This is a genomic window from Chryseobacterium oryzae (assembly GCF_022811665.1).
Lineage (GTDB): Bacteria > Bacteroidota > Bacteroidia > Flavobacteriales > Weeksellaceae > Chryseobacterium > Chryseobacterium oryzae.
On record NZ_CP094529.1, the window covers coordinates 369,485 to 391,595 of the forward strand.

At 34.8% G+C, this 22,111-nt stretch carries 19 protein-coding genes, 3 tRNA genes and 2 rRNA genes; 13 read left to right on the forward strand and 11 right to left on the reverse strand.

Features of this window, described 5'->3' with window-relative positions; genetic code table 11:
• Positions 1–47 precede the first annotated feature (47 nt).
• The 5 genes from MTP08_RS01725 to dusB all read left to right on the forward strand — a co-directional run bounded on the left by MTP08_RS01725 (position 48) and on the right by dusB (position 5,015).
• A tRNA-Ile gene (locus MTP08_RS01725) sits at positions 48–121 on the forward strand.
• Between the two features lie 87 nt (positions 122–208).
• Positions 209–282, forward strand: a tRNA-Ala gene (locus MTP08_RS01730).
• A 203-nt stretch (positions 283–485) separates the two neighbouring features.
• Positions 486–3,240: ribosomal RNA gene (locus MTP08_RS01735) — 23S ribosomal RNA — on the forward strand.
• A gap of 158 nt (positions 3,241–3,398) precedes the next feature.
• Positions 3,399–3,506: ribosomal RNA gene (gene rrf, locus MTP08_RS01740) — 5S ribosomal RNA — on the forward strand.
• A gap of 516 nt (positions 3,507–4,022) precedes the next feature.
• Positions 4,023–5,015 (forward strand): tRNA dihydrouridine synthase DusB, encoded by a 993-nt coding sequence (gene dusB, locus MTP08_RS01745; protein ID WP_243576799.1) that lies wholly within the window; start codon positions 4,023–4,025, stop codon positions 5,013–5,015.
• 50 nt (positions 5,016–5,065) lie between these two features.
• Here dusB and deoC read toward each other — a convergent pair whose 3' ends face one another.
• The 5 genes from deoC to MTP08_RS01770 all read right to left on the reverse strand — a co-directional run bounded on the left by deoC (position 5,066) and on the right by MTP08_RS01770 (position 9,362).
• On the reverse strand, positions 5,066–5,809 hold the full coding sequence (gene deoC, locus MTP08_RS01750; protein ID WP_243577709.1) for a deoxyribose-phosphate aldolase: 744 nt from the start codon (positions 5,807–5,809) through the stop codon (positions 5,066–5,068).
• 2 nt (positions 5,810–5,811) lie between these two features.
• Complete coding sequence (locus MTP08_RS01755) at positions 5,812–6,282, reverse strand: Lrp/AsnC family transcriptional regulator (RefSeq protein WP_243576800.1); 471 nt, start codon at positions 6,280–6,282, stop codon at positions 5,812–5,814.
• A gap of 10 nt (positions 6,283–6,292) precedes the next feature.
• Positions 6,293–7,237, reverse strand: a complete 945-nt coding sequence (locus tag MTP08_RS01760; RefSeq protein ID WP_243576801.1) for an endonuclease/exonuclease/phosphatase family protein — start codon at positions 7,235–7,237, stop codon at positions 6,293–6,295.
• A 194-nt stretch (positions 7,238–7,431) separates the two neighbouring features.
• Entirely contained in the window at positions 7,432–8,103 is a 672-nt protein-coding gene (gene trmD, locus MTP08_RS01765) for a tRNA (guanosine(37)-N1)-methyltransferase TrmD (RefSeq protein ID WP_209389177.1), read from the reverse strand.
• Positions 8,100–9,362 carry an NAD(P)/FAD-dependent oxidoreductase gene (locus MTP08_RS01770; protein WP_243576802.1) on the reverse strand — a complete coding sequence of 421 codons (1,263 nt, stop codon included), beginning with the start codon at positions 9,360–9,362 and terminating at the stop codon, positions 8,100–8,102. Before MTP08_RS01770 ends, trmD begins: the two co-directional genes overlap by 4 nt.
• A 65-nt stretch (positions 9,363–9,427) precedes the next feature.
• Here MTP08_RS01770 and MTP08_RS01775 point away from each other — a divergent pair, with 65 nt between their 5' ends.
• From MTP08_RS01775 to MTP08_RS01805, 7 genes are all read left to right on the forward strand, one after another.
• On the forward strand, positions 9,428–10,291 hold the full coding sequence (locus MTP08_RS01775) for a glycoside hydrolase family 25 protein (RefSeq protein WP_243576803.1): 864 nt from the start codon (positions 9,428–9,430) through the stop codon (positions 10,289–10,291).
• A gap of 250 nt (positions 10,292–10,541) precedes the next feature.
• The gene (locus MTP08_RS01780; RefSeq protein ID WP_243576804.1) at positions 10,542–11,072 is read left to right on the forward strand and encodes a DUF6705 family protein; all 531 of its coding nucleotides are present in this window, start codon (positions 10,542–10,544) and stop codon (positions 11,070–11,072) included.
• A gap of 2 nt (positions 11,073–11,074) precedes the next feature.
• Positions 11,075–11,629 (forward strand): hypothetical protein, encoded by a 555-nt coding sequence (locus MTP08_RS01785; RefSeq protein WP_243576805.1) that lies wholly within the window; start codon positions 11,075–11,077, stop codon positions 11,627–11,629.
• 75 nt (positions 11,630–11,704) lie between these two features.
• Positions 11,705–12,211, forward strand: a complete 507-nt coding sequence (locus MTP08_RS01790; protein WP_243576806.1) for a hypothetical protein — start codon at positions 11,705–11,707, stop codon at positions 12,209–12,211.
• Between the two features lie 16 nt (positions 12,212–12,227).
• Positions 12,228–12,812 (forward strand): DUF6705 family protein, encoded by a 585-nt coding sequence (locus MTP08_RS01795; protein ID WP_243576807.1) that lies wholly within the window; start codon positions 12,228–12,230, stop codon positions 12,810–12,812.
• 41 nt (positions 12,813–12,853) lie between these two features.
• Positions 12,854–13,453 (forward strand): DUF6705 family protein, encoded by a 600-nt coding sequence (locus MTP08_RS01800; RefSeq protein WP_243576808.1) that lies wholly within the window; start codon positions 12,854–12,856, stop codon positions 13,451–13,453.
• Positions 13,454–13,494: 41 nt separating this feature from the next.
• Positions 13,495–13,968 carry a DUF6705 family protein gene (locus MTP08_RS01805; protein ID WP_243576809.1) on the forward strand — a complete coding sequence of 158 codons (474 nt, stop codon included), beginning with the start codon at positions 13,495–13,497 and terminating at the stop codon, positions 13,966–13,968.
• Between the two features lie 126 nt (positions 13,969–14,094).
• On the opposite strand, the gene gap is transcribed toward MTP08_RS01805, so the two are convergent.
• The 6 genes from gap to MTP08_RS01835 all read right to left on the reverse strand — a co-directional run bounded on the left by gap (position 14,095) and on the right by MTP08_RS01835 (position 19,412).
• Positions 14,095–15,099, reverse strand: coding sequence for a type I glyceraldehyde-3-phosphate dehydrogenase (gene gap, locus MTP08_RS01810; RefSeq protein ID WP_243576810.1), 1,005 nt, complete (start codon positions 15,097–15,099; stop codon positions 14,095–14,097).
• 32 nt (positions 15,100–15,131) lie between these two features.
• Entirely contained in the window at positions 15,132–16,118 is a 987-nt protein-coding gene (gene pfkA, locus MTP08_RS01815; protein ID WP_243576811.1) for a 6-phosphofructokinase, read from the reverse strand.
• A 277-nt stretch (positions 16,119–16,395) separates the two neighbouring features.
• Entirely contained in the window at positions 16,396–17,223 is an 828-nt protein-coding gene (ygiD, locus tag MTP08_RS01820; RefSeq protein ID WP_243576812.1) for a 4,5-DOPA-extradiol-dioxygenase, read from the reverse strand.
• A 106-nt stretch (positions 17,224–17,329) separates the two neighbouring features.
• Positions 17,330–17,839, reverse strand: a complete 510-nt coding sequence (locus MTP08_RS01825; protein WP_209389186.1) for a YceI family protein — start codon at positions 17,837–17,839, stop codon at positions 17,330–17,332.
• A gap of 153 nt (positions 17,840–17,992) precedes the next feature.
• A tRNA-Glu gene (locus MTP08_RS01830) sits at positions 17,993–18,064 on the reverse strand.
• Between the two features lie 55 nt (positions 18,065–18,119).
• Complete coding sequence (locus MTP08_RS01835) at positions 18,120–19,412, reverse strand: N-acetylmuramoyl-L-alanine amidase family protein (protein WP_243576813.1); 1,293 nt, start codon at positions 19,410–19,412, stop codon at positions 18,120–18,122.
• Positions 19,413–19,465: 53 nt separating this feature from the next.
• On the opposite strand from MTP08_RS01835, the gene MTP08_RS01840 reads away from it, so the two are divergent.
• Positions 19,466–22,054 carry a putative LPS assembly protein LptD gene (locus MTP08_RS01840; RefSeq protein WP_243576814.1) on the forward strand — a complete coding sequence of 863 codons (2,589 nt, stop codon included), beginning with the start codon at positions 19,466–19,468 and terminating at the stop codon, positions 22,052–22,054.
• The last annotated feature ends 57 nt before the right edge of the window (positions 22,055–22,111 follow it).

Consider the following 22,111-nt stretch of genomic DNA (forward strand, 5'->3'; position numbering starts at 1 on the left):
GACTTAATGGTCTTGTATCTGAAATCTATTATCTCAAATCTAAATGAAGTCTCGTAGCTCAGCTGGTTAGAGCGCTACACTGATAATGTAGAGGTCGGCAGTTCGAGCCTGCCCGAGACTACTAATTGAAAAGACGGGAAGACATCAGATAAGAGACATCAGACAAAAAAGTCTAAAGTCTGTAATCTGACATCTGAAGTCTACTAGCGGGGAATTAGCTCAGCTGGCTAGAGCGCCTGCCTTGCACGCAGGAGGTCAAGGGTTCGACTCCCTTATTCTCCACGGATTGTACGAAGTACGAAAGTACAGAGTATAATGTATGAGGGTAATAAAAGGAAATGTATACTACATAGTGACGGAGCCGTCATTAGAACATTTTACTTGATTATTTAAGTACAAGAAAATAAGATCATTGACATTAACGGTAAAGACATCACAAAGAGAAAACCGAGCACTTATAAGTGCTTGAGTAACCTAAAAATAGGAAAGAAATCGTTAAGGGCGTATGGCGGATGCCTAGGCTTTCAGAGGCGACGAAGGACGTGGTAAGCTGCGAAAAGCTCGGGGGATTGGCACACACGAATAGATCCCGAGATGTCCGAATGGGGCAACCCAATACATTGAAGATGTATTACCTCGTAAGAGGAGCAAACCCGGAGAACTGAAACATCTAAGTACCCGGAGGAAAAGAAATCGAAGAGATTCCGTAAGTAGTGGCGAGCGAAAGCGGATTAGCCCAAAAGTCTTTATATATTTAGAAGAACGTACTGGAAAGTGCGGCCGTAGACGGTGATAGCCCGGTATTCGAAAGGTATATATAGATGATAAATGAGTATGGCGGGACACGTGAAATCCTGTCTGAATATGGGGGGACCATCCTCCAAGGCTAAATACTCCTGAAAGACCGATAGTGAACAAGTACTGTGAAGGAAAGGTGAAAAGCACTTCGAATAGAAGGGTGAAATAGAACCTGAAACCGTACGCCTACAAGCGGTCGGAGCACCAATAGGGTGTGACGGCGTGCCTTTTGCATAATGAGCCTACGAGTTAATTTTACTAGCGAGGTTAAGGACTTCAGGTCCGGAGCCGGAGCGAAAGCGAGTCTGAATAGGGCGCTGAGTTAGTAGGATTAGACGCGAAACCTTGTGATCTACCCATGGGCAGGTTGAAGCTTTGGTAACACAAAGTGGAGGACCGAACCGGTTGACGTTGAAAAGTCTTCGGATGACCTGTGGGTAGGGGTGAAAGGCCAATCAAACTGGGAGATAGCTCGTACTCCCCGAAATGCATTTAGGTGCAGCGTCGCAAATGAGTTTATTAGAGGTAGAGCTACTGATTGGATGCGGGGGTTTCATCGCCTACCAATTCCTGACAAACTCCGAATGCTAATAAATGTTCTGCGGCAGTGAGGGCATGGGTGCTAAGGTCCATGTCCGAGAGGGAAAGAACCCAGACCAACAGCTAAGGTCCCCAAATATATGCTAAGTTGAAGCAACGCGGTTGAACTGCATTGACAGCTAGGATGTTGGCTTGGAAGCAGCCATTCATTTAAAGAGTGCGTAACAGCTCACTAGTCGAGCGGTTCGGCATGGATAATAATCGGGCATAAGCATATTACCGAAGCTATGGATTTATAATTTATTATATCTGGTAGGGGAGCATTCTGTTTGCGCCGAAGCAGTATCGTGAGGTATTGTGGAGCGGACAGAAAAGAAAATGTAGGCATAAGTAACGATAAAGGGGGCGAGAAACCCCCTCACCGAAAGACTAAGGTTTCCTCAGCCATGCTAATCAGCTGAGGGTTAGTCGGGACCTAACGCGCACCCGAAAGGGGAAGTGGATGGACAATGGGTTAATATTCCCATACTTGCTCACACTAAAAAGGGGACGGAGTGCCGTACTTACTGAAGACTGACGGAATAGTCAAGACCTAGCCTTCGGGCGAAGTTGCTGTAGGGAAAGTGCTTCCAAGAAAAGCCGAAGTGAAGCAACCCGTACCAAAACCGACACAGGTAGTCGAGGAGAGAATCCTAAGGTGCTCGAGTGAGTCGTGGCTAAGGAACTAGGCAAAATAGTCTCGTAACTTCGGAAGAAGAGACGCCATCAGCAATGGTGGCCGCAGTGAAGAGGCCCAGGCGACTGTTTATCAAAAACACAGGACTCTGCTAAATCGAAAGATGCTGTATAGGGTCTGACACCTGCCCGGTGCTGGAAGGTTAAGGAAGGGCGTTAGCGTAAGCGAAGCGTTTGACTGAAGCCCCAGTAAACGGCGGCCGTAACTATAACGGTCCTAAGGTAGCGAAATTCCTTGTCGGGTAAGTTCCGACCTGCACGAATGGTGTAACGATCTGGGCACTGTCTCAGCCACGAGCTCGGTGAAATTGTAGTATCGGTGAAGATGCCGATTACCCGCAATGGGACGAAAAGACCCTGTGAACCTTTACTATAACTTCGTATTGACTTTGAGTAAGTAATGTGTAGGATAGGTGGGAGGCTTTGAAGCAGGCACGCTAGTGTTTGTGGAGCCAACGTTGAAATACCACCCTTTACTTACTTGGAGCCTAACTTCTTTTAGAAGGACATTGCGTGGTGGGTAGTTTGACTGGGGTGGTCGCCTCCAAAAGAGTAACGGAGGCTTTCAAAGGTACCCTCAGCACGCTTGGTAACCGTGCGTAGAGTGTAATGGCATAAGGGTGCTTGACTGTGAGACCAACAAGTCGATCAGGTGCGAAAGCAGGACATAGTGATCCGGTGGTTCCGTATGGAAGGGCCATCGCTCATAGGATAAAAGGTACTCCGGGGATAACAGGCTAGTCTCCCCCAAGAGCTCACATCGACGGGGAGGTTCGGCACCTCGATGTCGGCTCGTCACATCCTGGGGCTGGAGAAGGTCCCAAGGGTTGGGCTGTTCGCCCATTAAAGTGGCACGCGAGCTGGGTTCAGAACGTCGTGAGACAGTTCGGTCTCTATCTATTGCGGGCGTTAGATGTTTGAGAGGGCTTGAATCTAGTACGAGAGGACCGATTTGAACAAACCTCTGGTGTATCAGTTGTACCGCCAGGTGCACCGCTGAGTAGCTATGTTTGGAAGAGATAAGCACTGAAAGCATATAAGTGCGAAACTCGCCTCAAGATGAGACATCTTTTAAGGGTCGTGGGAGATGACCACGTTGATAGGCTACAGGTGTAAAGTTGGTAACAGCATAGCCGAGTAGTACTAATTACCCGTAGATTTATAGCCTATAAGTTTACATTAAATCAAGCCTTATAAGTGCGACACTGGTTTTGCCTTTGTGATGAAATTTACCGATAAAAAGATGTCAGATATAAGACATCAGATACAAGACTTTAGTTAGTCTGAAATCTAATATCTAACCTCTGAAATCTATATACCTTATTTAGGGTGGTTTTAGCAGAGGGGCTCACCTGTTCCCATTCCGAACACAGAAGTTAAGCCCTCTAGCGCCGATGGTACTGCGAAAGCGGGAGAGTAGGTCGCCGCCAGTTTTTTTCAAACCTCATACACAAATGTATGAGGTTTTTTTATTGTATTTTATTCTATTCTATTCTATTTTAATTGAAATACTAATCATAATATCAATCCCAATCCAAATCCTATAAGAATACTATTAAACGCATTCATTAAACACTTAAAATATATTGAATTTTCAATTATATCATTAGTGGTTTAATCTTAGTTCAAAGTCAGAAAAATATTTCCATACTTCTTTCGTTTTAATCAGTTTAAAATGTACTTCTTTATCCTACCTTGGTAAATGATTGTTTAAATGTTCTTATCTTACAAATTTCTGTTAAGTAAGATATTTAATTGTACTTAATAATATTCATCCAAGATAATATTATCATTTAAGATATATTTTTGAATTTTGTAACTGATATTTTGACTGTTATTCTTAATTTATTTTAATTATTATAAAATTATTTATATGGTATGTTTAATCATTCTTTCACACTATAATTATCCTCTTTACTTTTAAATTTTAAAATTCGTAGATTTGCATCATGATAAAAATTGGGGATATAGAGCTGCCGGAATTTCCGCTTTTATTGGCTCCTATGGAAGATGTTAGTGACCCTCCATTCAGACGCCTTTGCAAGATGCATGGTGCAGATTTAATGTATTCAGAATTTATTTCTTCTGAAGGACTAATTCGGGATGCTATTAAAAGTCGTAAAAAACTCGATATTTTTGATTATGAGCGTCCAGTTGGAATCCAAATTTTCGGAGGTGATGAAGATGCTATGGCGATGTCTGCGAGGATTGTGGAAACAGTACATCCAGATCTAGTAGATATTAATTTTGGTTGTCCAGTAAAAAAAGTAGTTTGTAAAGGTGCAGGTGCAGGTGTTTTAAAGGACATTGATTTAATGGTTAAGCTTACAAAAGCTGTTGTAAGGTCTACAAGCCTTCCTGTTACGGTAAAAACCCGTTTAGGTTGGGACAGTCATACAATTAATATTGACGAAGTTGCTGAACGTTTGCAGGAAACAGGAATTAAAGCTCTCACAATCCATGCAAGAACACGTGCACAAATGTATAAAGGTGAGGCAGATTGGGAGCATATTTCAAGAATTAAACAAAATCCTAATATAGAAATTCCAATTTTTGGGAACGGTGATATTGATTCGCCTGAAAAAGCTTTGGAATATAAAAATAAATTTGCCTGTGACGGTATTATGATTGGTCGTGCTGCGATTGGTTATCCATGGATTTTTAATGAAATTAAGCATTTTTTTAAAACCGGAGAAAATCTAGATCCACCAACCATTTCTGATCGATTATTGGCAGTGCGACAGCATGCAGAATGGAGTGCCGAGTGGAAAGGTGAAAGATTGGGCCTTGTAGAAATGAGACAGCATTATAGTAATTATTTTCGTGGAGTGCCTCATTTCAAAGATTTCAGAAGAAAGTTTTTAGAAGTTTTTACTTTAGAGGAAATGGATGCAGTCATTCAGGAAGCTAAAGAATTTTACGCAGAATATCAAGCTCAATAAAAATATAAACCCATCAAATATTGATGGGTTTATATTTTATAACTATTTTATTAATATCCTTCCGAAATTTTATTTTGAATTAATGATATTGCAGAAGATGTTCCTATTCTTTTAACCCCCATATTAATCATTTTTTCTGCGTCTTCTGGGGTTCTTACTCCTCCGGCCGCTTTTACCGGTAATTTTCCAGCATTATCCAGCATTATTTTAATTCCTTCAAACGTTGCTCCATTAGGTTTATCGTTTTCCGTTTTATAAAAACCTGTTGATGATTTAATAAAAATGTTTTTTAAGTCTTTTTCATCAAAATTTTCTTCTGCCCATTCAGAAATTTTTTTCGTCAGATCTGCAATTTCCTGATTGGTTAATGCTGCAATTTCGATGATCCATTTTGCAATTTTTTTATTTTGAATGCATAAAAGAGTACATTTTATAAATTCATCCCTCACAAGGTTTAGATCTTGTTGCAAATAAGCTTTATAATTGATTACAAAATCGAGTTCGTCTGCACCATCTGCAATTGCTTTTTTGGCTTCTTCAATTTTTCTCTCTATAGAATCTGTACCTTCCGGAAAACCTATTACGGTTCCTACAGCAACACTAGAATTGCGTTCTTTAATATATTTTTTAATTTCAGCAACGCAGTCGGGACGAATCATAACGGCAAAAATTCCGTTATCGATAGCTTCCTGAGTTAGTTTTTTGTCTTTCTGTAATGTTTCTACTACAGATAATCCGGACTGTTCCGGAGTTTTTAAATAAGTGGAGTCTAAATATTCTGCAATATTCATAATTATTAAACTTTTAATTGTCGGTAAATACCTTGTTCCAAAGATATGAAAGTTTCTGTTCTTGTTACTCCTTTCATTTTTTGAAGCAATCTTAAAATTTCCATTAAATGATCGTTGTCTTTGCAAAGTACTTTCAGGAATATAGTGTAATTTCCTGTGGTATAATGCGCTTCTACCACTTCATTTACTTCTTTAAGTGCTTTTACAACATCAGAATAATGGCTTGGCTGATCGAGAAACATGCCGATATAGGAAACTACTTTATAACCAATCATTCGTGGATTAAGAATAGAAATTGCATTTTCTATTACGCCTGCAAGTTCAAGTTTTTTTATTCTTTGATGAACAGCGGTGGTGGAAATCCCTACCTGTTTAGAAATATACGCTAATGAACTTTTAGAATTATCCATAAGCATATAGATGATTTCTTTATCTAAATGATCTAATTCGTAAGTGGTGGTACTCGTGTTTCTCATATTTGTATTTTTATATTAAATTTTCTTTTAAACTCACCAAAACAGGGTAGTGATCGCTAAAACCACCAAGATATCTTGTACCTGCAAAAGTGCGAAAAGGTCTGTCTTCAGAATTTCTTTGTCGTGCTCTTATACTTTCCGGGCTGAATACATCGGCTTTATAAAACTGCCACTTTGTACCTTTATCGAAAAAATTTTCTGAGAGTATAATCTGATCGAAGAGTAAACCTGATTTATAATGAAACGTAGAATATTTTTTATTGTTGTAAAGGTTTTGAAACGGATTTCTTAAAACCTTATTTCTACTGTTGTCAAAAAGGAAATTAACAAGGTTTTCTTCATCGGGATTTTCATTGAAATCCCCGCAAACAATAACTTTTTCATTATCTGTCTGCATTATTTTTAAAACTTTGCTTCTTATTTCATTCAAAATAAAATTGCGCTTGGGAAGATTAATATCTTTTTCTCTTTTAGAAGGGAGATGAGCCACAAATACATTGATTATTTCTGATCCTAGCTTTAGTTTTGCAAAAAGTACATCTCTTGTTGTATCGTAATTTTCGGGGTTACGGTCTACTATTTCAAAGAAAAAAGTAATGGGTTCAGAGTCCAGAACTTCAATTTTAGATTTATCATATATTAAAGCAACGTCTACTTTTCTTTCATCCAAAGAATTATAATGAAGAATACCGTATTGAGAGCTAAAAGGATCGAGGGTAAGGAGATCTTCCAGAACTTTTCTTCCGGAAATCTCACAAAGTCCTATAATGCAGGGAAGAACGCCGTACTGTTCTTTCATCAGACGAAAAACATGCGCAATTTTTGAAAGTTTTATTCTGTATTTTCTTTCATCCCAATTTCTTAGTCCAGATCGAGTGGGATCTAACCTGTGAAGTGGAGGAGGATCGGGTAGGAACAAATTTTCAACATTATAGAAAGCAAAAAGCTCCATCATTGTATTTTAACTAACCAACTGAATTTTATTCGTATAAATTTATTAAAAATATTTAATTAAAAAGGTAGTTAATGATTAAATTCATATCATAAAATGTTATTTTATATTAAGAATGAATAATAAAATTAAAAAAGAGATTGAAATACAATAATTTTCAATCTCTTTTATTTTTCAATGTTATAATTTGAATGTCTTTACAATAAATCTGGTCTTTTTTCGGCAGTAATCTTTAAAGCCTGATCGTACCTCCATTCTTCAATTTTTGAGAAATTTCCGCTTAATAAAATTTTAGGAACTTCTAAACCTTTATAAGTTTCTGGTCGTGTATAAATGGGAGGAGAAAGCAAATCGTCCTGAAAACTATCTGTTAAAGCACTTTGTTCATCATTTAAAACTCCGGGAACTAATCTAATAATAGAGTCTGCTAAAACACAAGCTGCCAATTCTCCCCCAGTAAGTACAAAATCGCCAATAGAAATTTCTTTTGTAATGTGTAGTTCTCGTACCCGCTGATCTATCCCTTTATAGTGACCACAAAGAAAAATGAGATTATCTTTAATAGAAAGCGTGTTGGCAATTCTTTGGTTTAAAGTCTCACCGTCTGGAGTTAGATAAATAATTTCGTCGTAATCGCGTTGAGATTTCAGCTCAGATATGCATTTGTCTAAAGGTTCTACCATCATTACCATTCCTGCTCCGCCACCATAAGGCTCATCATCAATTTGTCTGTGCTTGTTTACAGACCAGTCTCTCAACTGATGAAAATGTACTTCTACAATTCCTTTATCTACTGCTCTTTTTAAAATAGAAGTTTTAAACGGGCTTTCCATTAATTCTGGAAGTACGCTTATGATATCAATTCTCATTGCTGTGTACTGTTTTTTTTATTGGGGGCAATTATTAACCTTAATGAAGAATCTTTATTGAAGTAGCTCCACATCCAGTTGAAAAAAATTGCCAGTTTATTTCGAACGCTCAAAATAAGCATTAAATGAAGAAACATCCAAAAATACCAAGCAAAAAAACCTTGAAATTTGATGAAAGGCAAATCTACAACAGCTCTGTGTTTCCCGATAGTTGCTAGAGAACCTTGGTCTTTATATTCATATTCTACCCATTCATTTTTATTTTTCCGAAGAAAGTTTTTGCCTAAATTTTTTGCCTGATTGATTGCTACATTAGCCACTTGTGGATGTCCCTGTGGATATTTTGGAGTTTCCATATACGCAATATCTCCAATCGCAAAAATATTATGATAACCTTTCACTTTATTGAAACGATCTACAATATAACGGTTTCGCATAAGATTTTCCGCAGGAAAACCATCAATCACGTTACCTGTTACCCCAGCTGCCCAAATTACATTGTTAGAAGGTATTTCTTTTCCACTTCTAAGGTAAACTTTATCACCATCGTAATCGGTAACCACTTCACCACTCAAAAATTTTACGCCAAGCTCTTTTAGATATTTTTCAGATTTTTCCTGAGCTTCGGGACTCATTACAGCCAATGGTTTTTCGGTAGAACTTACCAGAATAATTTCAAGATGGTCGAAATTCATATAAGGATAATCCCTTGGTAGAATCTCTTTTTTCATTTCTGCGAAGGCACCGGCAAGTTCAACTCCGGTTGGCCCGCTTCCAACAATCACAATATTCCAATTGCCATCATCGCTTCTGCTTTTCTCGAGAATAAGCTTTTCGAAAGTGACAAGTACATGATTTCGTATGCTAATTGCTTCCTGAGTATTCTTCATACCGAAAGCTTTAGTTTCTAATTCTTTGTTACCGAAAAAATTGGTTTTACAACCTGTGGCAATAATTAATTTATCGTAAGAAAATTCTGCTCCGTCTGTAATTACTTTATTTTGGGAAGGGATAATTTCTTTTACTTCCGTAAGCCTGAATTGTGTATTTCTGGATCTCTGAAATATTTTTCTGAAAGGAAAAGAAATGTTGGAAGGCTCTATTCTTCCACATGCAACCTGATAAAATAAAGGCTGAAACATGTGGTGGTTTACTTTATCCAGAACAATAACTTTTTTATTTTTATTGTTGAGCGATTTTGCCAGCTGAAGCCCTGCAAAGCCACCTCCAATGATAATAATCTTTTCCCTTGTTTCCATAATGAACAAATTTACTCTTTTTATTTAGTATTTTATGACGCAAAAAGTTAGTTTTGCAAAACTTTATGAGTGGTAAAAAGTACACCAAAAAAACTGCCAAAAGAATACATAAAAAGAGATGGAAAAATTATTTTTTCCGTAGAAGAATTCTATTGCTGATACTTATCCTTGCATTGGTGGGAACAGGTTTTTATCTAAAACAGTCTATTACTTATTACTACGCTATGTATTTTAATAAGTTTACACATAAAAAACTTCAGAATACTGAAAGTGAGTCTTTAAGAATTCAGAAAATACTTTCGGATAATCTGGATAAGACTTATGGATTCGATATTTCTCATTATCAGAATAAAGAAGATATAAAATGGGACAGTTTAAGTATAGGAAATAAAACGATTCCTTTAGAGTTTGTGGTGATGAGGGCGACAATGGGAAACCGCAGTGCCGATAAAAATTTTGATGAATTTTGGGAATCAGCAAAAAAACATAATCTTATTCGAGGTGCTTATCATTTTTACAGAGCAGATGAAGATCCGGTTATTCAGGCAAATAATTTTCTTGAAAATGTAAAACTTGAAAGTGGTGATCTCCCTCCTGTATTGGATATTGAAAAAATGCCAAGAAAAAAATCTAAAAAAAATTTAATTGAAGATTTGAAAGTTTGGTGTAAAATTGTAGAAAATACCTACGGAAAGAAGCCAATTATTTATACGTATTATCATTATTACAAAGATTTTCTGAGAGGAGAGTTTGATGGTTATCCCATTTGGCTTGCCAATTATAATGACGTTCCGGAGCCTTCCTCAGAAGACCAATGGCAGTTTTGGCAGTTTACAGAAAACGGAATTGTATATGGAATTAATTCTAAAATAGATTTGAATATTTATAACGGCGGAATTTGGTCGCTGAAAGGATTGACATTGGATTGAGTTAACTCTTCAACAAACTTTTTTAACTAATTTTTGTACTTCGGATTTTTCGTATTATCCAACACTCTTTCTATATAAAATTGTCTATATTGTTGTAGATTCTAAAATTTAAAAAAAACATTTTTTGATTTGTAATTCTTGTTCTAAATTATTAGTATCTTTTTCAATATTTCTTTATTAATAAATACTCCAATTATTAAAAAATAGATGTTAGGAAAAAATCCTAAATCTTGTAACTAAAAAAATGAAAATGAAAAAAATAATATATTTATTGAGTATAACCTTCAGTATAATCTTTTTTAATCAATGTAGTGTACAAAATGCTCCTCAACATATTTCAGATCCTGCAGCAGATAAATTTGAAGGAACTTGGAAATGGGGAAATCAAATCAATGGTTTGATATTAATTATGAAAAAAGAGAATAATACACAGCCTTTCAAAAATAATCCTAATATGTTACTAGACTCTTTGATAGGATTTCATAAGATATATAAAGCAGGTGTTTTAACTGAAGATAATACAACATTTAGCAGTTCAAATTTTATTGATAAAAAACAATCAATAATAGGAAATACGGAAAATAATGATCCTAATAAACTAAGAATTTGGATGACACATAAGAATAAAGGTATAGAATTGGAAATTTTATATATTGATTCAACACACATTAAAATAATTGATGTAAGTAATCAGGAAGGAGTAAGGTTTATACTTCCTGGAAAAGCACCTACAGATTGGTCTATAGATATTCCTAATAATATTATTTTAACAAAGCAATAAAAATGAAATGGTCTTTTTTATTAATCCTACTATTTGGAAAATGCTTTTCTCAAAATTCTGAAATCTCTATTGAAGCAAACGGGCAAGCTTCAGGTAAAAGAGAGATATACAAAGTAATGCTGAAAGACTCAACAGCACAAATTGTATATTTTAATAGAGACAGTATTTCAAAAAAATTTAATACAGATAAAAGAATAAAGAAGCTTTTTAAGAAGATGGATTTAAAGAACCCTAAAGACTCTGCAAAAGTAAAAGAATTTAAAAACATTTTAGAAAGTTACTCACATTACACAAGAGATACACTTAAGTTATCAAGTAAAACTGTTATAGAACTAAAAAGAATTATTTCAAAAATTGATGAAACTTCAACTTCAGATTTAGAAATTAAAATTCCTGGAACATTTGAGTTGATGATTGACGGTACAATATATAAACTCAATATTCCTTATAAAGGAAAGAATAGAATAGTATGGGCATCTAAAAATATAAAAAGATATCCATTAATTTATGAATTAATAGTTTTTGTGGAAAATATAAGGAAAAATAGTTCCCTGTAAATTGATAAATGTTCTGTATTAAATTTAAAAAAAGAGACTGGATTTGCTGAAAGTAAAAGCGGAGTATTTACAGAGTTGGCACAAGTAGCATCAAATGCTAACTCAGATGGGATGACCGTAACTGTAACACCCAGTCTTAAAGGATATATCCACACTCATTTAAATGATTATCCAACGGATACATTTAATGATTCAGGAGAGCCTTTAATAGCTCAACCTATCAGAATGTTTTCTCCGGCAGATGTAAATACCTTAATGACGATGGCTGGAATGGCAACTGATGGTAATTATAGAGAATTATATGGGACAATGGTTTCCAGCTATGGAAATTATACCATTATGTTTACAGGAACGGCTGCTGATATTAAAACAGGTTTTGACACAGAACAGTGGAGAAAGGACTATGTAAATTATAGGATACTACATAAATTTTGGTCTTTCGAAAAATTGTTCCTTAATTTTTTGAAAGAGAAAATGAATGTACAAGGTATTGATCTATATAAAATAAAAAATAACGGTACTGTACAGAAAAAAACCTTAAAATCAAATAACAATGTACAATCTAGCGATTGTCCTCAATAATTATAAAACTTAAAGAATGAAAAACATATTATTAATCTTTGTGTTCTTATTATGTATAATATCTTGTAAAGCACAAGTAATAGGAACTTTGGAACAGCTTGAAGAATGTGCAATGAGACCCAATCATGATGAAGGCTGTCCTGATTTAGAAAATATTACCTATGTAAAAGATACCAATAATAGACTTAATCAGTTTGTTGGAACTTGGAAAGGAAATTACGGAGGAAAACAATACGAAATACATTTTGAAAAAAAACTTCAATTTGGCGAGGATGTAAAATGGGATAGAATTTTCGGAAAAATGGTTATAAAAAATAATTCTGGTAATATCATTTATAATTCTATGAATGAAACAGATACTAATATATCTTTTTTTGGAGATAATTTTCAAAAAAGATCTTATGTAATGCATTTTGTAGGTAATTATAATTGTTTAGAATCCGGTGATGTTTTTATTGAGACAAAACTTAATAATCCCAATGAAATGACCTTGTTCTATTCTCAGGATAAGGATGGTCTTTTGAATCCGGCGAAATGTCCTAATTTCAGCAGTTTTACGCCTTTATTGCCCGGTGATAAAATGACATTAACGAAACAGTAAGATAAAGCCACCGGATTAGGTGGCTTATAAAATACACAACTATGAAAAATACATTTTTAATATTCGTATTCTTATCAGTTATAACATTTTGCAAAGCACAGGTAATAGGAACCTTAGAGCAATTTGAGGAATGCTCAATGCGTCCAAACCGAGATCAAGAAGGTTGTCCTGATTTAGAAAATATTACATATGTAAAAGATACAAATAACAGGCTTAATCAATTTGTTGGAACTTGGAAAGGAAATTATGATGGAAAACAATATGAAATCAAGTTAGAAAAGAAAATAAATTATAAAGAAAATATTTCTGATAATTTAAGTTGGGATAGAATTATTGGTAGGATTTTAGTAAAAGATAGTTCAGGCAATATTATCTATAATTCTATGAATAAACCAGATAAAGACACCTTTTTTTTTGGATATAATTTCCAACGCGGAGTGTATATGATGTATTTCGTAGGTAACTACAGTTGCTTAGAAGCAGGTGATGTTTTTATTGAAACAAGGATTAATAATCCAAATGAAATGACATTAGTATATTTTCAGGATAAAGACGGCCTTTTGAATCCGGCGAAATGTCCTAATTTCAGCAGTTTCACTCCATTATTGCCGGGTCAGAAGATGACATTAATAAAACAGTAAGATAAAGCCACCGGATTAGGTAGCTTATAAAATATTCAATGATGAAACAGATATTATTAATATTTATATTATTTTCAATTTATTGTAAATCACAAGAATACCCTCTTAATACGAGTTTAGATAATCTACCAAATAATACATATTTAAAAGATACCAATAATGATCTTAATAAATATATCGGTATATGGAGAGGCAATTGGAATGGTAAAACTTTATTTTTAGATTTAAGAAAAGTTAAATATCATTACACAAGAGATACACTTAAGTTATCAAGTAAAACTGTTATAGAACTAAAAAGAATTATTTCAAAAATTGATGAAACTTCAACTTCAGATTTAGAAATTAAAATTCCTGGAACATTTTGGTTGATGATTGACGGTACAATATATAAACTCAATATTCCTTATAAAGGAAAGAATAGAATACTATGGGCATCTAAAAATATAAAAAGATATCCATTAATTTATGAATTAATAGTTTTTGTGGAAAATATAAGGAAAAATAGTTCCCTGTAAATTGATAAACGTTCTTATAATATTATTTTTATTCATTGGGTTTTATAGATATTATAACAAAAGCTCTCTTGAATTATCGAAATTCAAGAGAGCTTTTTATTTAGCTTTTCAAATTGTTGAAATCAACTACAAAGAAGCTGCATGAATCAACATATCCACCAACTTGTTAGAGTATCCCATTTCATTGTCATACCATGAAACAAGTTTCACAAAGTTAGGAGAAAGCATGATACCTGCATCTTTATCGAAGATAGAAGTTCTCTTATCTCCTACGAAATCCTGAGAAACTACAGCATCTTCAGTATATCCAAGAATACCTTTCAATTCACCTTCAGAAGCAGCTTTAATTACAGCACAGATTTCTTCATAAGAAGCACCTTTTTCAAGTCTTACTGTTAAATCTACTACAGAAACGTCAACAGTTGGTACTCTGAAAGACATACCTGTTAATTTTCCGTTCAAAGAAGGGATTACTTTTCCTACTGCTTTTGCAGCACCAGTAGAAGAAGGGATGATATTGTTTAAAGCAGCTCTACCACCTCTCCAGTCTTTCATTGAAGGACCATCAACCGTTTTTTGAGTTGCAGTTGTAGCGTGTACAGTCGTCATTAAACCTTCTACGATTCCGAAGTTATCGTGGATAACTTTAGCCAAAGGAGCTAAACAGTTTGTAGTACAAGAAGCATTAGAAAGAATTTTTACATCATCTGTAAGGTCTTTATGGTTTACACCCATTACAAACATTGGGGTATCGTCTTTAGACGGAGCAGAAAGAATAACTTTTTTAGCACCTGCAGTAAGGTGTTTTGCAGCACTTTCTTTATCTAGGAACAAACCTGTAGATTCTACTACGTAATCTGCACCGATTTCGTTCCATTTTAGGTTAGCCGGGTCTTTCTCAGCAGTTACTCTGATTTTTTTTCCGTTTACCACAAGATCATTACCTTCTACAGAAACTTCTCCTGGGAAAACTCCGTGTACAGAATCATATTTAAGCATATAAGCCATGTATTCTGCATTGATAAGATCGTTGATACCTACAACTTCGATGTTGCTTCTTTCTGTCATTGCTCTGAAAACAAGACGACCGATTCTACCAAACCCGTTAATACCTACTTTAATTGTTGACATAGTGTTTTACTTTTTTTTAAATTATATAATATTTAGATTGCTAAAATTTCTGAAATCAACAAAAGATCTTTGTCGATTTCGTTGTGCTTTTTAATGGCTTCTTCTATAGGCGTGTATACTAGACTGTTAGATCTCATTCCTGCCATTACATTGGTTTGTCCTTCCATAAGTCCTACAACAGCTCCGAATCCCAGTCTGCTTGCTAAAACTCTGTCTGCACAGCTAGGAGATCCTCCTCTTTGGATGTGTCCCAAAATAGCGACACGAATATCGTAATCCGGAAATTCTTTCTTGGTTTTTTCGGCAAGTTCATAGATGTTTGCGAGTCTTTCGCCTTCTGCTATCACTACAATGCTGGAAGCTTTACCTGTTTTTTCAGCTTTTCTGAAATTGGCAAAAAGCTCGTCCATGCTGTCTTTTTTCTCAGGAATCAAAATATCGAGAGCACCGGTTGCCAAACCACTGTTTAATGCAATAAATCCTGCATCGCGTCCCATTACTTCTACAAAGAAAACTCTGTTGTGAGAAGTAGCAGTATCACGAATTTTATCGATTGCATCCATTGCAGTATTGAGTGCTGTATCGTAGCCAATCGTGTTATCTGTTCCGAAAATATCATTATCAATAGTTCCGGGCACACCAATTACTCGTATTCCGAATTCTTCGTTGAAGATTTTTGCCCCTGTAAAAGTTCCGTCTCCACCAATGCATACCAAAGCTTCAATACCATATTTCTGGCAATTGTCGAAGGCTTGTTGTCTACCTTCTTTGGTTTTAAATTCCATTGAACGGGCAGATTTTAGAATTGTACCACCCTGATTTATTATGTTTTTTACTGAGCGAGGTCCCATTTTAAGAAAATCATCATGAATAAGACCATTGTAGCCTTCTCTCACTCCGTAACATTCAATATTATAATAATTGGCAGTTCTTACAACTGCTCTTAGAGCTGCGTTCATCCCCGGAGAGTCGCCCCCTGAGGTAAGAACAGCAATTTTTTTTACAACGCTTTCTTTCATCTAGTAAAAAATTTCAAACACAAATTTACAAAAACAAGTTCAGATAACAGCAGATTGTTAGAATTAATCTCCAATCATATCATTCAGAACTGAAAGAATTTTAAAAGTTTTTGTTGAAAGTTCTACTAAATAATCCTAATGCCTTATTTTGCAGTTGTGATGCTACAAGTTTTAGATATGTTAAAATTCTAGTTCTTCAATTAAAGCAAAATAAAAGTGGATATTAAAACTGCCTTACCATAAAAACAGACTATTTTAGGGTAATCACAAGTAAAATTTATCCAATTTTCACACTTGTCATGCTTAATGATCCTCCAATAAGATGATTGTTGAAAAGTTTGATGTCTTCGTTGTTGCTTTTCAAACCTAAAGTATAGATTAATGGCAAAAAATGGTCTGGAGTAGGAACGGCGTATTGTAAGAATGTTCCTTGGTTTTGATAATTAATCAGATTTTGGAAATTTCCGTCCATTATCCATGAATTTGTTTTTTCATACGCTTCTACAGCCCAATCCCAGCCGAAATCTACAGTATTTATGTTTTTCCAGTCGATCATTCTCAGATTATGAACAATATTGCCGCTGCCAATAATTAAAATACCTTTTTCCCGAAGTTTAACAAGTTTTTTAGCTAAATCAAAATGATACTGTGGTGGTTGGGTGTAATCTATACTCATTTGGATGACAGGAATATCTGCATCGGTATATAAATGCTTTAAAACAGACCAAGCTCCATGATCTAATCCCCAATTGTAATCTTCTTCTGCCAGCAAAGGTTTTATAAGTTCGATGGTTTCATGTGCCAGTTCTGGACTTCCCGGTGCAGGATATTGAACATCAAACAAAGCTTTTGGAAAACCTCCAAAATCGTGTATAGTTTTAGGGTTTTGCATGGAAGTTACCAAAGTCCCTTGTGTAAACCAATGGGCTGAAATACATAATATTGCTTTAGGCGTTGGGATTTCTTTTGCAATATCTCTGAATCCTTGTACAAACTGATTTTCTTCTATAGCATTCATAGGAGAGCCATGTCCAAGAAAAAGAACGGGCATTTTTTCGGTATTTTTATACAAAGAAGCGATGTTGCTTAAATCTGTTAAATTCATTTACAGGTAGATTTAAAAAGGTTCAGATTCTTTAAAAAAATCTGAACCTTCCGATTAAAAAAACATTTTTATGAAAAACGCTGTTTCAGTTTGTGATGCTAGTAAATTATGCTTTTACAAATTGTAAATCTCCAGCAATTTTTACATCTTCGCCTACCATTACTCCTCCAGCTTCAAGAGCTGCATTCCAGTTCAGTCCGAAATCTTTTCTGTTGATTTTTCCTTCAAAAGAAAAACCGGCTTTTGTGTTCCCCCAAGGATCTACGTTAATTCCGCCAAAATCAACATCCAGTGTAATTGGCTTTGTAATACCATTTAAGGTAATATTCCCAGTTACAGAGTTATTTAAAGAATCTGCTTCAAAAGTGATTTTCGGATTGGCTTCTGCATTAAAAAAATCGGCAGATTTTAAGTGGTTATCTCGGTCTGTATTATTTGTGAAGATTGAATCTACATCTATAGTAGCGGTTGTTTTAGCATTAGTGAAATTGTCATCTTCAGATTCGATTTCAGCATTGAATTTTGTGAAACTTCCTTTGATGTTTGAAATCATCATGTGTTTTACTTTGAAAGTAATTTCACTGTGAGCTGGGTCTAAATTCCATTTTGTTGCCATTTGTAGTAATTTTTTTTGTTATTGTATTGTACAAATTTAGGGCAAGTTTAATACCTAAATCATTGATTTAAGATAAGAAAATGATACTTTAAGAAAAATTAATCATTTTAAATAAAAAAAAGCACTACAAGAGTGCTTTTTATGTTGTATCGGTAGCCTATAAGAGAATCGAACTCCTGTTGCAAGGATGAAAACCTTGAGTCCTGACCACTAGACGAATAGGCCAAATTTTGAGTTTGCAAAAGTATAAATAAACTTTCAAACTTCAAAATTTCAACCTTTATTTAAAATTCTTTTGGATAACAGTATTTTTTATACCCTTGTCTTCCAGCTCTTTCTGTAGTTTAATGGCATCTTCTAAAGTATAAACTTTTCCGTAAGTATAATAAAATATACCGTTGTCTTTGTTTCTGTCTACATCTTTAAGAGTCTGCAAAATAGGAGAATTGCTGCTTAGTTTATCTTTACCGACATATACTTCAATATTATAATATCCGGTAACGAGTTTTTGGTTAGGCATAAATCCAACGGCATAAGCGTTTTTAAAACCAGCATCTTTAGCTGTCTTTATATTGATATCTTTTACGGATGCCATATTGGTTACTCCATAATAATATTTATAAATTCCGTTTTCTTTTATCGGAAGAATGTAATTAAGACCACGAAGTTCAGGATCTGTTAAATTGTACTTGCTCGGAACAGTCATTAAAAGAATTCTGAAATCATTTTTCAGAGGCATTTCAACAGGTTTTGGAGCTTCCTGCTTTTTAATGATTTCCTGTATACCCGCTCTTTTATCTTTAGCTTTTTTGTAATCGATAATAGCCTTATAAATATTTTCTGCAACTTCGTCCTGTCCTTTTTCGGAATTAAGATAAGTAGCGTCTTCATAATTATTCACAAAACCGGTTTCAATAAGAATAGAAGGCATCGCACTTCTTCTTAAAATGTGTAAATTTTCCTGCTTTACTCCTCTGGAAAATCTTCCGCTTTTCTCAAAATTGGCTTCAACAAAACTCCCCACAATAAGGCTGTTTTCAAGATATTTGCTTTGCTGAAGTTTTAGGGCGATTAAAGATTCGGGAGAAGAAGGATCATAAGACGCAAAGGTTTCTTTATCTTTTTCGTCTAAGTAAATTACATTATTTTCCTGTTTTGCTACTTCCAGATTTTCTCTGTTCTGAGCCGGTCCCTGTACAAAAGTTTCGGTTCCTCTTGCGGTAGCAGATCTGCTTGGAGAAGAATTTACGTGTACGGATATAAATAAATCTGCTTTGCTGCGGTTAGCGGTGTTTGTTCTGTCTGTTAAAGATGGATATTCATCAATTTTTCTGGTGTAAATTACTTTAAAGTCCTTATTTTTTTCCAGCATTGCACCTAGTTTGAGCACAACTCCCAAGGTGATGTTTTTTTCTTGTACCACACCTATGTCTGGATAATTTCTGTAAGCACCATGATCACTTCCCCCATGTCCTGCATCTAAAACTACGATGAATTTTTTTTGACAGAAAATAAATGTGGAAGCGAATGTAAGAAGAAATGCTAAAAATATTTTAAAATTTAGTTTGTACATCTTTCAGTTTTAAAAATTATAGTAATTTTGAGCCAAATTATACTTAAGCAAAATTGGACAAAACCGTCTTCAAAAATATATTACAAATTTTAATTATCCTAATTTTTAACAGTTTTTTAGCACAGGAAAGTCCTAAAAAAATGATTAAACCTGCGATAATTAATGATACCATCGTCAAAAAAGATACCGTTATTTCTGCAAAAGAATCTCTGGAAGATGTTTTGGATACTAAAGCAGACGACATCCGAAGAGATGTTCCTAAACGCATGATTTATCTTAACAAAAATGCGCAGGTAAAATATCAGGATTTACAGATAGATGCAGATTACATTTCTATTGATGAGGAAAGAAATGTTTTTTATGCACGAGGAAAGTTAGATTCTTTAGGTAAATATAAAGAGTTGGTAAAGGTAAAGCAAGGTGGTAAAGATTATGAAACCGACAGTTTTTCGTATAATACAAAAACCAAACAAGCCATAGCATACAATGCAAGAACGGAGGAAAACGAAGGATTAATTGTAGCTGAAAAAACCAAAAAATATAATGATTCGGTTTTTGTCATGAGACATGCCGAATTTACTACCGATACATATTATATAGAAAAGAAAGATACCAGACCAGATTATCATCTTCTGGCTTCTTATATAAAAATGCAGAAGGGAAAGAATAGTTCTTCTTTAATTACGGGACCTGTGCAAATGTTTATAGAAGATGTACCTACACCTTTTGTTATGCCGTTTGCAATCTTACCTTTTTCCAGTAAGCGATCTGCAGGGATTTTAATCCCGAGTTTTGGGGAAAGGGAAGATGTAGGTTTTTTTCTTAATGGATTAGGGTATTATCAACCCATCGGAGAGCATTTTGATCTTAAAATTCTGACGGATATTTACACAAAAGGAAGCTGGAATATTCGACCTGAAATGAATTATCTGAAAAAATACAGGTACTCTGGTAATTTCTCTGCCGATATTGGTACTACTGTGAGAGGAATTAAAGGGCTAAACAATTATAGTAAAACAGGAACTTACAGAATTGCATGGAGGCATACACAAGATGCAAAGGCTAATCCTTTTCTTAATTTTTCTGCATCGGTAGATGTTACCAGCCAGACGTTTTATAACAATACCGTTAATAACGCCTATGTAATGAATCAAAGTTTTTTGAGAACGCAGCAGAATTCTACACTTACCCTTACCAAAAGATTCCTAACACTTCCGATAACGATAACAGGAACCGCTTCTTATTCTCAAAATTTTGCAACGAATCTTTCAGATTTAAGATTGCCTCAGATGAATGTGGCGATCAATCAGTTTTATCTTTTTAAATCCAGAACAGGAACCAGAAGTGGATTACTCGAAAATATCACCGTTAATACAGGTCTCAATCTCACCAACTTTGTAAGCACAAATGAAGGGGATTTATTTACCAAGGCAATGTGGGATAAAATGCAGACGGGGCTGAAGAATAATATTGCTTTAGGAACCAATGCTACTTTTGCAAAATATTTTACATTCAGTCTCGGAACTACTATTGATAACGCTCTTACGACTAAAACTCTTACTAAATTCTATGATCCTGTACAAAATGTACAAGTAGAACAGATTAATAAAAAACTTGCAGGATATACTATTTTTTCTTCTACGGCAAGTGTACAGACCCAGCTTTACGGGCAGGCAAATTTTAAAAAAGGGAGTGCAATAGAAGCTATCCGACATATGATGACCCCAAGTATAGGTTTTACTTATTCTCCTGATTTTGGAGGTCAGAAATTTGGTTACTTCAGAAACTTTTATGATGCCAACGGTGCACTTACCCCATATTCTATTTTTGATAAAGGTATTGTAGGAACACCCACTACGGGGATGGTTGGAGCATTGTCTTATAGTATCGGTAATAATATAGAGATGAAAGTGCGTTCTAAAAGCGACTCCACAGGAATTAAAAAAATCAAAATTTTTGAATCTCTTAATGTAAGCGGAAATTATAATTTTGCAGCAAAATCTCATCCTTGGTCGGTTATTTCGGTGAGTGGGCAGTCGTCTTTCTTTAATAATAAACTCAGTGTTAATACAAGTTTAGCGATTGAACCCTACAAAATCTTATTTGCTCCGGGTTCTGATGTAGGTATTAGAACTGAAGATTTTGGAAGTTTTAGTGTTCAGGCTTTTCAGGTTGGGCTTACTTACCCGTTAAGCAGCGAGCTTTTTGGAGAAAAAAAGGATCTCTCCAAAATATATTCGCAAAAAGGAGAGATTAGGAACGAAAATTATTATTTTGATGATGATAATTATGCACATTTTGATCAGGCTTGGACTCTCAATATAAATGCCAATTATCAATATTCTAAAACATTATCCAGAACACCAACAAGAATGGCATCTATCGGTCTAGATGGAAGTATTAAGCTTACTCCTTATTGGAACATCAACGGAAGTACCCATTATGATATGGTTACCAAAGAACTTGCTTACACAAGGATTGGGTTTGCGAGAGACCAAAGAAGTTTTACGATTAATTTCAACTGGGTACCTTTTGGACAATATAAACTTTACGATTTCTTTATAGGAATTAAAGCCAATATATTAAGCGATGCATTGAAATATAAAGACAGAAGTTTTACTCAGCCTAATGCACCTTTCTAAAATCATGTATATTTTAGAATTTAAATTTTATATTTGCACCCGAAATAAATTCTAAGG

Bases quoted from the DNA above. Each gene is read 5' to 3' on its own strand.
- dusB (WP_243576799.1), top strand. From the start codon at position 4,023: ATGATAAAAATTGGGGATATAGAGCTGCCGGAATTTCCGCTTTTATTG.
- MTP08_RS01755 (WP_243576800.1), bottom strand. From the start codon at position 6,282: ATGAGAAACACGAGTACCACCACTTACGAATTAGATCATTTAGATAAA.
- MTP08_RS01760 (WP_243576801.1), bottom strand. From the start codon at position 7,237: ATGATGGAGCTTTTTGCTTTCTATAATGTTGAAAATTTGTTCCTACCC.
- trmD (WP_209389177.1), bottom strand. From the start codon at position 8,103: ATGAGAATTGATATCATAAGCGTACTTCCAGAATTAATGGAAAGCCCG.
- MTP08_RS01770 (WP_243576802.1), bottom strand. From the start codon at position 9,362: ATGGAAACAAGGGAAAAGATTATTATCATTGGAGGTGGCTTTGCAGGG.
- MTP08_RS01775 (WP_243576803.1), top strand. From the start codon at position 9,428: ATGAGTGGTAAAAAGTACACCAAAAAAACTGCCAAAAGAATACATAAA.
- MTP08_RS01780 (WP_243576804.1), top strand. From the start codon at position 10,542: ATGAAAAAAATAATATATTTATTGAGTATAACCTTCAGTATAATCTTT.
- MTP08_RS01785 (WP_243576805.1), top strand. From the start codon at position 11,075: ATGAAATGGTCTTTTTTATTAATCCTACTATTTGGAAAATGCTTTTCT.
- MTP08_RS01795 (WP_243576807.1), top strand. From the start codon at position 12,228: ATGAAAAACATATTATTAATCTTTGTGTTCTTATTATGTATAATATCT.
- MTP08_RS01800 (WP_243576808.1), top strand. From the start codon at position 12,854: ATGAAAAATACATTTTTAATATTCGTATTCTTATCAGTTATAACATTT.
- MTP08_RS01805 (WP_243576809.1), top strand. From the start codon at position 13,495: ATGAAACAGATATTATTAATATTTATATTATTTTCAATTTATTGTAAA.
- gap (WP_243576810.1), bottom strand. From the start codon at position 15,099: ATGTCAACAATTAAAGTAGGTATTAACGGGTTTGGTAGAATCGGTCGT.
- pfkA (WP_243576811.1), bottom strand. From the start codon at position 16,118: ATGAAAGAAAGCGTTGTAAAAAAAATTGCTGTTCTTACCTCAGGGGGC.
- ygiD (WP_243576812.1), bottom strand. From the start codon at position 17,223: ATGAATTTAACAGATTTAAGCAACATCGCTTCTTTGTATAAAAATACC.
- MTP08_RS01825 (WP_209389186.1), bottom strand. From the start codon at position 17,839: ATGGCAACAAAATGGAATTTAGACCCAGCTCACAGTGAAATTACTTTC.
- MTP08_RS01835 (WP_243576813.1), bottom strand. From the start codon at position 19,412: ATGTACAAACTAAATTTTAAAATATTTTTAGCATTTCTTCTTACATTC.